Source organism: Halalkalibacter sp. HAAS-P013 (assembly GCF_056619925.1).
This window is the reverse complement of record NZ_JBWQTU010000015.1, coordinates 61,341-73,932: the sequence shown is the minus strand read 5'-3', so window position 1 is coordinate 73,932 and position 12,592 is coordinate 61,341. Positions and strand designations below refer to the sequence as shown.

Annotated in this window: 8 protein-coding genes; 6 read left to right on the top strand and 2 right to left on the bottom strand. The window is 37.8% G+C overall.

The features are described 5' to 3' along the window. Positions 1-449: 449 nt before the first annotated feature. The 3 genes from AC1FXP_RS18995 (at position 450) to AC1FXP_RS18985 (ending at position 3,735) form a co-directional block, all read left to right on the top strand. Positions 450-653 (top strand): cold-shock protein, encoded by a 204-nt coding sequence (locus AC1FXP_RS18995; protein WP_480063563.1) that lies wholly within the window; start codon positions 450-452, stop codon positions 651-653. Between the two features lie 133 nt (positions 654-786). Next, the gene (locus AC1FXP_RS18990) at positions 787-2,232 is read left to right on the top strand and encodes a DEAD/DEAH box helicase (protein ID WP_480063562.1); all 1,446 of its coding nucleotides are present in this window, start codon (positions 787-789) and stop codon (positions 2,230-2,232) included. 357 nt (positions 2,233-2,589) lie between these two features. Beyond that, the gene (locus AC1FXP_RS18985; protein ID WP_480063561.1) at positions 2,590-3,735 is read left to right on the top strand and encodes an SMP-30/gluconolactonase/LRE family protein; all 1,146 of its coding nucleotides are present in this window, start codon (positions 2,590-2,592) and stop codon (positions 3,733-3,735) included. A gap of 219 nt (positions 3,736-3,954) precedes the next feature. Here the strand turns inward: AC1FXP_RS18985 and AC1FXP_RS18980 are convergent, their stop codons facing one another. After that, entirely contained in the window at positions 3,955-5,799 is a 1,845-nt protein-coding gene (locus AC1FXP_RS18980) for an SLC13 family permease (RefSeq protein WP_480063560.1), read from the bottom strand. A gap of 288 nt (positions 5,800-6,087) precedes the next feature. Here AC1FXP_RS18980 and AC1FXP_RS18975 point away from each other — a divergent pair, with 288 nt between their 5' ends. Further along, positions 6,088-7,527, top strand: coding sequence for a glycoside hydrolase family 1 protein (locus tag AC1FXP_RS18975; RefSeq protein WP_480063559.1), 1,440 nt, complete (start codon positions 6,088-6,090; stop codon positions 7,525-7,527). Positions 7,528-7,671: 144 nt separating this feature from the next. Here AC1FXP_RS18975 and AC1FXP_RS18970 read toward each other — a convergent pair whose 3' ends face one another. Continuing rightward, a complete protein-coding gene (locus tag AC1FXP_RS18970; protein WP_480063557.1) occupies positions 7,672-8,928 on the bottom strand; it encodes an ATP-binding protein in 1,257 nt (418 codons plus the stop codon). 583 nt (positions 8,929-9,511) lie between these two features. On the opposite strand from AC1FXP_RS18970, the gene iolG reads away from it, so the two are divergent. Both iolG and AC1FXP_RS18960 read left to right on the top strand, forming a co-directional pair. Continuing rightward, on the top strand, positions 9,512-10,537 hold the full coding sequence (iolG, locus tag AC1FXP_RS18965) for an inositol 2-dehydrogenase (protein ID WP_480063556.1): 1,026 nt from the start codon (positions 9,512-9,514) through the stop codon (positions 10,535-10,537). 229 nt (positions 10,538-10,766) lie between these two features. Continuing rightward, positions 10,767-12,497 (top strand): solute:sodium symporter family transporter, encoded by a 1,731-nt coding sequence (locus tag AC1FXP_RS18960; RefSeq protein WP_480063555.1) that lies wholly within the window; start codon positions 10,767-10,769, stop codon positions 12,495-12,497. Positions 12,498-12,592 lie beyond the last annotated feature (95 nt).

Sequence of the window (12,592 nt, the reverse complement as noted above, 5' to 3'; positions counted from 1 at the left end):
AAAATAGGTCAAAAACATAGGGAGGTTTATAAATTCTAGATTCCGGTAAGAGTAAGATAAACCCGCTAAGACTAGTGATGTATTAATGAGGGTTAAGATGATACTTGTTCTTAGTTTTTCTTTTAAATTTAATATCCTATATTTCTTCAAATACATTGCTATACGCAAATAAAGTGATAAAAAAAACCAAAATCAAACCCTATAATAAGAAGATAAATGAAGATACATGCTGTTACGAGAATGCCAATAGATGATAAGTTTTTCTAGTCAATCGTATTAATTAACAAGTAACTTGTTGCTTTATAAAAATATCTATGCTATATTTAAGAAGTTATTTTTGTTCGGGCTGTTTCAAATTACGAATTAGTATTTAAACTTTTCGCCTTTGATATCATTTGAGCAACAATAGTAATAAATAGTGGCTTCGTCCACACAAGGAGATTATACACATGCAACAAGGTACAGTAAAATGGTTTAACGCAGAAAAAGGTTTCGGTTTCATTGAAGTTGAAGGTGGAGATGATGTATTCGTACATTTCTCAGCTATCCAAGGCGAAGGATTTAAATCATTAGATGAAGGCCAAAACGTTTCGTTCGACGTTGAGCAAGGTCAACGTGGACCTCAAGCTGTCAACGTTAACAAAGCATATTAAGTAAGGAAAAGGACTCTAGTAAGGGTCCTTTTTTTATATCTAAAAATAGGTTTTCTGCTTATTCATTTGCTTGTATATGATGAATTTCTTGAGAGAACCTATATAAAACAATAACCAGAAAAAGAGGTTGCGCATGAATAAATCAAATTTCGATGAATTGAAAATAAGTGATGAGATAAAAAGAGCACTTGAGGTAATGAAATTCAACTCTCCAACAGAGGTCCAAGCGAAAACGATCCCAAGAGCAATCGACCAACAGGACCTTGTTGTAAAATCACAAACGGGGAGTGGAAAGACAGCAGCCTTTGGGATTCCTATTTGCGAAATGATTGAATGGGAAGAGAAAAAGCCGCAAGCATTGATTTTGACTCCAACGCGAGAACTTGCCGCTCAAGTGCGAGAGGATATTACGAATATTGGAAGGTTTAAACGAATTAAAGCGATAGCTTTATACGGGAAAGAGCCTTTCTCGAAACAAAAAGAAGAGTTGAAGCAAAAAACACATGTCGTTGTAGGGACTCCAGGGAGAGTAACGGATCATATTGAAAGAGAAACCTTGATTTTAGATCAGATCAAGTACCTGATTATAGATGAGACAGATGAAATGTTAAATATGGGCTTTATAGATGATGTGGAAAAGATCATTCAACAATTACCTGATAACCGAGTGACAATGGTTTTCTCTGCTACGCTGCCTAAAGATGTGGAAGCTCTCTGTCATAAATATATGAAAGAACCAGTTCATATTGAGATAGAAGCATCTGAAGGAACCGCGAATATGATCGAGCATCGGATCATTGAAGTGAGAGAAGAAGGGAAAGTTGCTCTACTGAAAGATGTAACAATTATTGAAAATCCTGATAGTTGTATCATTTTTTGCAATACCAAAGAACATGTTGATCTAATATTTAAAGAGTTACTGGACTCTGATTATTCTTGTGAAAAGCTCCACGGAGGATTAGAGCAAGAAGATCGTTTTGCCGTGATGAATGGCTTTAGAAATGGCGATTTTCGTTATCTGATTGCAACCGATGTTGCAGCTAGAGGGATTGACGTTGATAATGTGACTCTCATTATTAATTATGATGTTCCAATGGAAAGAGAAAGCTATGTTCATCGAACAGGAAGAACCGGCCGTGCTGGAAATAAAGGCAAAGCGATTACATTTGCAACAGCAAGTGAGGGCAAATATCTGAAAGCTATTGAGAAATACATCGGTTATGAGATCACTCCTTTAGAAATGCCTAGTCAGAGCGAAGTAATTAGCTCAAAAGATGCGTTTGACGAAAAAATGAGTGGACGTCGAATTGTAAAAAATAACAAAACGGCGCGTATCAATAAAGATATTATGAAGCTTCATTTTACTGGAGGTAAAAAGAAAAAGCTTCGACCAGTTGATTTTGTTGGGACCATTGCCAAAATTCCAGGTGTAACTGTAGAGGATATTGGTATTATTACGATTCAGGATACGTTAACGTATGTTGATATTTTAAATGGTAAAGGTTCAATCGTGTTACAAGCGATGGAAAATACGACGATTAAAGGGAAGAAGTTGAAAGTAAGTAAAGCAATTAAATAGGTTGTTGAGTAACGATTCTCGTGGGAGGATCGTTTTTTTTCTTTATTGGAAGCAAGAGAAGTGAGGGGGACTTGCGCTTCCTTTACATGAAAAAGAAGTTTAAGAGATACTAGTATTCTTTCAAACTTGGTATAATTAAACAGATTTCGAGCATTGGGTGTTGAGAAAAATTTATGAACGTGAATTAGAAAGCAAGAGGAGAGGTGTGGTGCCAGTGAGAAAATTTCTCTTATTCCTTAAGTGGTTAAGTAGAGAGAGGGGATTAGTGAAGTGAACTGTCCCGTTGTTCATATCTTTCACTTCCGCTCGTTTCTATTAATACTGCCAGCCCTCAGCATATACGAAAGGAAAAAGATTATGAAGCTAAAGAAGAAAGGTTATTTATTTATCGTTCTAAGTGGGTTATTCCTACTCACGCTTTATTTATTGTTATGGCCTGTACCGATCCATCCTCCTTATTGGGATGCTCCGCAGTCGGAAGGATATACAGGTCCTCATAAAGTGAATAGTAGGTTAGCGGGGATGGAATTTATCGAACTTGATCATTTTAAACAACCAGAGCATATTGTGTATCGAGATAATTGGCTGTATGCCGCGATGGAGGGTGGAGAATTGATTCGCGTTCGCCCTGATGGATCAGAAAGTGAAGTTGTCGTAAATACGGGGGGACGTCCGCTTGGATTTGATTTCGATTCTGAGGGAGCGCTTATCATTGCCGATCCTTTGTATGGAAAACATGGAGGATTGCTTCGAGTGACTAACCTTGATGGGGGAGCAGAGATAGAACTTCTAACAGATTCCGCCGGTGGATATCCGATTCATTTTGCTGACGCTGTTGTAGTGGCAACAAACGGTTTGATTTATTTTTCTGATGCTTCATTATTTGTGAAGGCAAAGGAAATCGGTGATGTTGGGAAAGCTGGTGAACAAGACATATTAGCGAATAGCAGTACGGGAAGGGTATTGGAGTACAATCCTACAACACAACAGACACGTGTATTAATGGATGACTTAAGTTTTGCAAATGGAATTGCTTTAAGCGAAGATGAACAGCATTTAGTAATAAACGAAACAGGCAAATATCGTGTTTGGAAACTAGACGTAACTGCAGAAAACATCAGTGCACTTGAACAGGATAAATCTGCACAAATAGTAGTTGATAATTTACCAGGCTTGCCTGATAACATCAAGCAAGGGAAGGATGGAAGGTACTGGATCGGATTAATTTATCCTCGAAACGACTTTTTGGACTACAGTGCTAACAAACCATGGCTTCGTTCTATCGCTATGCGATTACCATCGTTTCTACTGCCTAAAGGTAACGGATATTCTCATGTTATAGCAATTAATGAGTCAGGAGATATCTTAGCTGATTTACAAGACCCAGATAGCTCATATACAGAAATCACTGGTGCAACTGAAACAGAAGATAAATTGTTCTTTCATCATTTAAATAATACGAACACAATTGGTTGGATTAAAAAGGGGGATATAGGGTTTTAGAAGTGGGAGGGTATGTTTGGGAAATTGAGGACATGAGGATGTTGGATGAATTCCTAACAGCGAAAGGACAACTTGGATTATGGGAGTATGATTTATATACGTAAATCATACTCCCATAATCACTGTTTGCGGTGAGGACTAAAAAAGGTTCAATCAGTATGCAGCAAGGAGGTAAGTGTTAAATAGTAGTTAAATTTCAATTACCGTAATTTAAACGTGCTAAAAAGGAAAAAACAACGGCAGCAATAATATGGCGATTAGAGCGATAATTAGCTGTAAAGGGACACCTACACGGACAAAATCAAGGAATGTGTACTTGCCTGCAGCCATAACCATCGCATTAGGTGGAGTAGCTACAGGTGTAGCAAACGCCATACTAGAAGAAAAGGCAACGGCCATAACCATTGGTAATGGACTCACACCCATTTGTTCGGCGGTTAATATTGCAACGGGAAACAACAAAACCGCTGTAGCTGTATTGCTGATAAATTGACTGAACAATGATGTAAGACCGTATAATCCTGCAAGAACAGCAAATGGCCCAATAGCCCCTAAGCTTTGTATGAGTCCTTCTGACATAAACGTGACACCACCAGTGTTTTCTAATGCCGTAGCCATTGGCAGCATACACGCGATCAGGATGACGGTTTGCCAGTTAATCGCTTGGTACGCTTGGTCCGTCTGTCTTACACATCCGGTCAAAACCATGAGTACAGCAGCGACTACAATCGAGACGACTGCTGGAACCCATTCGAGTACCATGGCAAGGAGCATTCCAAAGAGGATAATCCCGGCAATGACACTTTGTTGTGTCTGATTCGCAAGGTCTGTTTCCTCGGCAGCCGATTTCAATACGACGGTGTCATTCTTTTCAGAGGAAAGAAGGTTAATATCCTTCCACTTTCCGTGGACGAGGATCGAGTCTCCATAAAGTAATGTTTCGTCTGCTGAAGCTCGTTTTGCCTTTTTAAATTGATGCTTCATTGCCAAAACGGTTAATCCGTATTTTTCTCTGAATTTGACTTGCTTGATCGTCTGATTAATTAATCTGGACTGTGGAGTTAAGATAACTTCCGCTAGATGACCTTCCTCGAGTTGATAGGAGGCTCCTTTTTCGATAATTAGACCGGTATCAGCAACGAACTTTGTCAGTGCTTCTTCTTCTCCGTAGATGAGAAAAATATCTTCGACTTCCACTACATAACTCGGTTCCACCGTAATCCGTTGAGGCTGACTACGTCCGCTTAGACGTGAAAGTGCGGTTGTTTCTTCTTTTATCATTTCTAACACCGTAATATGGTATGTACTTGGCAAATGAAGCTGTGCGATCGTACGACCAATGAACTTGCTTTCCTTTGGTACTTTCACTGCGTAAAAATAATCTGAAATTCCGTATTCTTCCACTAGCTCCGCTGCAACAAACTCTATAGTTGTACCTGTGTTATTCTCTGCGGGTTTATCGAGCATCTTTCGACCAACAAACCATAAGAAAAGGATACCTGCTGCTAGCATAATCAGACCGATTGGTGTGAACGAAAAGAAGGAGAGTTCACCATAACCAGCATCATGTAAACTTTGACTGGCAATTAAGTTTGGCGCCGTTCCGATCAGTGTTAGAGCTCCCCCCATACTGCTCGCGAAGGCTAAAGGGATCAAAAGCTTTCCGGGATGAAGCTTCATTTGTCTACTTAAACTGACAACAATCGGAAGGAGAATCGCAACCGTTCCTGTATTACTGATAAAACCACTTAATACAGCCACTAAAACGAGCATAAAAATCGTTAATTTCCATTCGCTATTTCTCGTTTGCTTAATAAGTAAATCCCCTGCCTTCTGCGCTAATCCACTTTGGAAAACGCCTGCACCAACGATAAATAAAGCGGCAACCATTATTACGACACTATTTGAAAATCCAGCGAACGCTTCAGGGACAGTAATGAGACCAGTTAACAATAAAGTGAGCAAAGAACTGATCGCAACTAGATCGGCTCTAAATCGTGGCACCAAAAAGCAGATAGTCGTAATGACTAAAATGAGAAAGACCAACTGCATATCTGTTATCATATTCATAATTTCCTTTCAATCTCTATTAGCAATCGTAGTCGATGTTGGAGCTGAATAAAAAGTACGTTCTTTACTATTCTATGCTTATACAAAAATAGCCTTTAATTAGTCTGCACATTAGAACAGATATTATAGTGAGGAAAGAAGGAAAAATCGCTTTGCTTGGGCCAATGGTTATCTACTTAAACAACTTGCGTGTTCCGCTGTGGTGTGTGATGATTGCCAAATTGTATATGGGCATACTATTGATTGTTTAACTTATTGATCTAACAAGGAGCGTTAAGAGGAATGGAAGTAAAGGCGAAATTTCCTGAAGGTTTTTTATGGGGCGGTGCTACGGCAGCGAACCAGATAGAAGGTGGATTCAATGAAGGGAATAAAGGCTTAAATATTGCCGATGTTCTGCCGGGCGGCAAAGAGCGCCTTAACATATTAATGTCATCTGGATTTAATTTTGAAATTGACCGTGAAAAATACCATTATCCTAATCATGAAGCCATTGATTTTTATCATCGCTACAAAGAAGATATCGCACTGTTTGCGGAAATGGGCTTCAAAGTATTTCGTATGTCGATTGCTTGGACAAGGATTTTCCCAAATGGTGATGAGCAAGAACCGAATGAAGAGGGGTTGGCTTTTTACGACAGGGTTTTTGGCGAATTGCTCAAATATGGCATTGAGCCAGTCGTTACGATTTCCCACTATGAAATGCCGTTGCACTTAGTAAAAGAATATGGCGGTTGGAGAAGTCGCCAAGTTGTTAGCTTCTTTGAGAAATATACGAATGTGATTCTAAAGCGTTATAAGGATAAAGTAAAATACTGGATGACTTTTAACGAAATCAACGGAGCTTTGAAGATGCCGATTATGAGTATGGGCTTCTCTCCTCAAACAGAAAAAGGTCGTTATCAGGAGACTTTCCAGGAATTTCATCATCAATTTGTTGCCAGTAGCCTTGCCGTAAAAGCCTGTAAGGGAATCATTCCGGATGCGAAAATTGGCTGTATGATTCTTTTTGCACCCGTGTATTCTTACGATAGCAATCCAGAAAATATTATGTATGCTTTAAAGGAAGAGGAGTTGTTTAACTTTTTCTGTGCAGATGTCCATGTACGTGGTGAGTACCCAGCTTTCGTTAAGCGTTACTTTAAGGAAAAAAAGATCGAATTAGACATTCAGGATGGAGATTTGAAAATAATAAAAGAAGGTACGGTCGATTATATTGGTTTAAGTTATTATATGTCCCGTACGGATAAAAAAGAAAAGACCGAAAAGGAAAAAGCACAAGGAAATATTGTTGGAGGAGTGAAAAACCCTTTCCTTAAAGCTAGTGATTGGGGCTGGGAAATAGATCCTATTGGTTTACGTATCAGCTTAAACAAGCTTTATTCAAGATACCAGGTTCCGCTATTTGTTGTTGAAAATGGCTTAGGTGCATATGACAAGAGAGAGAAAGATGGCTCTATTAATGATGACTACCGGATTGATTACTTGCGTGAACATGTAAAAGCTATGGGAGAGGCCATAGAAGATGGTGTGGATCTCATGGGTTATACAAGCTGGGGGTGTATTGACTTAGTCAGTATGTCAACTGGTGAAATGTCGAAGCGCTATGGATTTATTTACGTCGACAAGAATGATGATGGAAGTGGAACACTAGAACGAAAGAGGAAAAAATCATTCCATTGGTATAAACAAGTAATTGAAAGTAATGGAGAGGACTTATAGAGGGGAAAAAAGGGCAGAGTAAAGCGGAGCGTGTATCTGTCCCAATTATATTTTTCACCGTGAAAGAGAGCACCTTGATAAGGAATAAGAAAAAACAGTAAGCCCGCTAAAAACATATTCATAGCGGGCTTACTAGGTTTGCATTTAGTCCTTACATAACGGAAGCAAGATCGAAATGGTTGATCCCTCGTTTAGTTTACTTTTTACTTTTATTTCCCCTTGTAAGTGACCAATGGTTTTATAACAAAACATCGTCCCTAATCCTGTACCTTGATCCTTCGTTGTATAAAAAGGGATACCTAAGCGTTGGATTTCCTCTTCGCTCATTCCTTTTCCTGTATCGGTAATGTCGATCTGGACATAGCCTTTCGTTTTTGATGCGCTCAATGTCAACGTACCCTTCCCATTAATCGACTCAATGCCGTTCTTTATGATATTTAAAAACACTTGACTCAGTTCGCTGCGGTTAGCCGCTACATAATAAGAACCTTGTAATTGATTAAAAATCGTTACTCCTTTTAATAGAGCATACGATTCTGTGACGCCAATGACATTTTTAGCGAGGTCAATCACGTCTAGCTTTTCTAAGTCGGTTGTGTTCGTTTTTGCAAGAGATAGATAGTCATGTATAATTTTTTCAGCTCTTTGTAATTCTGAGTCCATTAACTCAAGAGAGCTGATTTGGGAAGTCGTTAGGTTGGATTCGTTTTTGAAAATATGGATAAATCCTTTGACGACCGTTAATGGATTCCGTACTTCATGTGCTACAGATGCGGCTAATTCCCCTACGACCTTTATTCTCTCCGCTTGCTGAAGTTTCAATTTACTCTGTTCAGCCTCCCGTAAGGTTTCTATGATGAAAATCATAATCATAATAGTAACCAAATGAGAGACAATAAAATAGGTTAAGAACATAGGGAGATTTATAAATTCTAAATTCCGGTAAGGGTACAATAAACCAGCTAAGACAAGCAGCGTATTAATGAAGGTTAAAATGAAACTTGTTCTTAGTTTGTCCTTCAAATTAAAATTCCTATATTTCTTCAAATACATTAGAACCGTAATGGCAGACGTACTATATGCAAATAAAGTGATAAAAAAACCAAAATCAATCCCTATAATAAGTCGATAAATGAAGATACATGCTGTTGCGAGAATCCCCATATTAAGCCCGCCATAAAGAAAGGCCAGGAGCCATGGAATGGTCCGTAAATCATATATGTGTCCATTGCTAAGTTCAAGAGGGTAAGTCATCGAAAGTATAATGGATATACAACAAAGTATGCCGAATAAGAAAGAATTCTCATTTGTGTATTCCTTCTTATAAAAGTAAGAATAGTACACGAATACGGGAACTAAGACGACGAGTAGGGCAAATAAGTAATTATCGAAACTGAACATATTTTCTCTCCTTGATGAGACTATCTATGACTTAATCTTACCATAATTTAGAAGAGGGCGAATCTAATTGTTACTCCGATAGTTATTTAAATATTGAACTGGTGAAGCATCTGCTTTCAATTCAATATAAAGCCACTTCATTATCTTTCCGACAGCAAATCAAGGAAACATATAAAGTGGTAAATCGTTAACTGATATATGTTTTCAACTCAATAAGTGTTGTTTTAAAAGTAGTAGCGAGACGTGAAAATCCTCTATAATTATGAAGCTTTAAGAATCATATTTGAAATTTTTCAAAAAAAGATTGAACATTAAATGACGTTGAGTTAAAATAACAATTAAGGAAAGCGCTTTACCGAAAAAGTAGTGAACATCATCAATTTGTTAAAGCAATTGAAAAAAGCAAGTGAATGTTAAGAAATTACATACCATTAATGCAGTAAATGGTAATTGACAGTATGGAAATAAATTATAAATTACCTTGTATTTTAATTATAAGGTGTTTATAATAGGATTTAAGAAAGCGCTTAATTTTTTTACATTTTGGGTAAGCGCTTAATCAGCGAGTAGGAGGAATATAAAAATGAATAAATTAACGTTAGGAATTATTGGTGCAGGACGAATTGGTAGATTACATGTTGATAATTTAAGATTAGTTCCAGAAATTCATGTGAAAAGTGTTTCAGATGTTGCTATTGATCATCTTCAAGCTTGGGCGGAAGAGAAACAGATCGATGTGTTAACAACAGATTATAAAGAATTATTAAATGATCCAGAAATTGATGCCGTGTTTATTTGTTCTCCAACAACGACACATGCAAATTTAATTAAAGAAGCTGCTGTAGCAGGGAAACATATTTTCTGCGAAAAACCAGTTAGTTTCTCAGTAGAAGACACAGAAGAAGCACTTGCAGAGGTTGAGAAGGCTGGCGTCAAGATCCAGATCGGGTTTAACCGTCGATTTGATCCGAATTTCCAAAGAATTAGCTCACTTGTACAGGACGGCACGATCGGAACTCCGCACATCTTAAAAATCACGTCGCGTGATCCTGAGCCTCCAAATGTTGATTATGTGAAATCTTCTGGTGGACTATTTATGGATATGACAATACATGATTTTGATATGGCACGTTATGTAATGGGCAGTGAAGTAGTTGAAGTATCCGCTCATGGAAACGTTCTCGTAGATCCGGCTATCGGTGAAGCTGGTGACATTGATACAGCGATAATCACATTGAAGTTTGCGAATGGAGCACTAGGTGTAATTGATAATAGCCGTCAAGCTGTATATGGTTATGATCAGCGTGTTGAAATCTTTGGTGACAAAGGAACGGCTCAAGCTGACAATAATCGTGCAACGAATGTTGAAGTTTCAACAGCTGAAACTGTAACAAAAGATAAGCCGCTTTACTTCTTCCTTGAACGTTACACACAAGCGTATATTAATGAAGTAACGGAATTTGCAAAAGCTTGTCTAGAAAACTATGAAATTACTTGTACTGGCTTCGATGGACTTCAAGCAGAAAGAATTGCAGAAGCTGCGAAACAATCGCTTCAAACAGGAAAGCCAGTTCAATTGTCTAGCGTAACTCAGAAAGTAACAAACTAGTACGACAAGATGAAATCGATTCCAAGCATGTTAACGTAGGTTAACTATTATAGAAGTTAATAGTATAATAATGTATCTGACTCTAAATCACGAGTGCATGCTTGGATGATTTAAGTGAAAAATGAGAGCGTTTCACAAATGAAAAACTGATTTAACATCAAGTTTTTAACACTATGATATTTAGAGAACATCTTTAACAGCATGTCTCTCTTAAGAGGAGGTACTACATATGATTTGGCTAATCGTTTCAACGTTCCTAATATATACAGTTTTTGTTATGTGGTTTTCATGGTACAAAACTAGGGGAACGGATTTATCGACAACGGATGGTTACTTTTTAGGTGGAAGAAGTTTAACAGGTATTGTAATCGCTTCATCACTAATTTTAACCAATCTATCAACCGAACAAATTGTTGGACTTAACGGACAAGCATTTGGTGAAGGTATGCCTGTTATGGCATGGGAAGTAACATCACCGCTTGCGTTAATTATTATGGCATTAATTCTTTTGCCAAAATATTTAAAAGCTGGATTAACAACGATCCCGGATTTTCTTGAAAGACGCTATGACTTAAGGACAAGACAAATCGCGTCCATCTTATTCTTAATCAGTTACGCTGTTGCGTTTTTACCAGTAGTTCTTTATTCGGGCGCATTGGTACTAGATAGTATTTTCTCATTGACATCTTACACAACCTTGAGTCCATTTATGCTTGTACTCATTATCTCTGCAGCTATTGGGATTATTAGCTTAGGTTACATCATCCTTGGAGGACTTCGAGCTGCTGCAATGAGTGATACCATTAACGGAATCGGTTTAGTTATTGGTGGTTTGCTTATTCCAATTTTAGCTTTAGTTGCTCTTGGAGGTGGAAATTTATCTACGGGTGTTCATGAATTGTTACATGCGAACCCAACAAAGTTAAACTCCATTGGTGGTATGACATCATCTGTTCCATGGCCAGTATTAATTACAGGTATGTTATTTAATAACATTTTCTATTGGGCGATGAATCAATCGATTATCCAACGTACGTTTGCTGCGAAAAACTTAGCAGAAGGACAAAAAGGGGTATTATTTGCAGGTTTATTTAAAGTATTTGGTATGACGTTCTTAGTATTACCTGGAATTATTGCGTTCTTGTTATATGGAGATAATTTAAGCAATAATGATGCTGCTTACCCAACGCTTGTTGTTGATGTTCTTCCAATTGCGTTATCAGGGTTTTTAGCTGCTGTGTTATTTGGGGCCATTTTAAGTTCATTTAACAATACGTTAAATAGTGCAATTACATTGTTCTCTTTAGATATTTATAAGCCGATCTTTAAACCGCATGCAAAAGATAAAGAACTCGTTAAAGTAGGTCGAATTTTTGCCTTTATGTTAGCGTTTGCGGCAGTTATCGTTGCTCCATTCATTATGTATGCGCCATCAGGTTTATATGCGTATCTACAAGAAATGAACGGATTCTATAACTTACCAATTATTGCTATGATCCTTGTTGGTTTCTTTAGTAAACGAGTTCCTGCTTATGCTGGTAAAGTAGTAATTGTTGTTCACATTGTCTTGTATTCTTTATCGAAAGTTTTCTTAGCAGATGTGAACTTCCTATATGTTCTATCAATTCTGTTAGCCGTTGATATTTTCGTTATGCTTGTTCTTGGAAGATTAGATCCTCGTAAAACGCCATTTGTGTTAAATGATGCGAAAAAAGTTGATTTAACGCCATGGAAGCATGCGAAGGCTTTCTCAGCAGTTCTAGTTGTAATAATGCTTGGGGTATACGCATTCTTTTCACCAATTGGTGTGGCAGATGCTATGCCAAATGCTTACTCGCCATCTCAGGTTGTCTTCCTTGTTGTCAACTTGGTGATTGTAGGGGCAGTCGCATTGTTCTGGTATAGAACAAATAAGAAATTAGAAGCAGATGCTGCTGAAGAAGAAAGAAAAATTAGTTAATGTAACTGAAAACGATTTCTCAAAAAGTGAAAATTATAGGCCGATTGTAGAATGAAAGGAAAAGGAGTGGATCTCATAATGAGATCCACTCCTTT

Excerpts from the sequence above, each read along its gene's own strand:
- AC1FXP_RS18960 (WP_480063555.1), top strand. The coding sequence starts at position 10,767 with ATGATTTGGCTAATCGTTTCAACGTTCCTAATATATACAGTTTTTGTT.
- AC1FXP_RS18990 (WP_480063562.1), top strand. The coding sequence starts at position 787 with ATGAATAAATCAAATTTCGATGAATTGAAAATAAGTGATGAGATAAAA.
- AC1FXP_RS18980 (WP_480063560.1), bottom strand. The coding sequence starts at position 5,799 with ATGATAACAGATATGCAGTTGGTCTTTCTCATTTTAGTCATTACGACT.
- iolG (WP_480063556.1), top strand. The coding sequence starts at position 9,512 with ATGAATAAATTAACGTTAGGAATTATTGGTGCAGGACGAATTGGTAGA.
- AC1FXP_RS18985 (WP_480063561.1), top strand. The coding sequence starts at position 2,590 with ATGAAGCTAAAGAAGAAAGGTTATTTATTTATCGTTCTAAGTGGGTTA.
- AC1FXP_RS18970 (WP_480063557.1), bottom strand. The coding sequence starts at position 8,928 with ATGTTCAGTTTCGATAATTACTTATTTGCCCTACTCGTCGTCTTAGTT.
- AC1FXP_RS18975 (WP_480063559.1), top strand. The coding sequence starts at position 6,088 with ATGGAAGTAAAGGCGAAATTTCCTGAAGGTTTTTTATGGGGCGGTGCT.
- AC1FXP_RS18995 (WP_480063563.1), top strand. The coding sequence starts at position 450 with ATGCAACAAGGTACAGTAAAATGGTTTAACGCAGAAAAAGGTTTCGGT.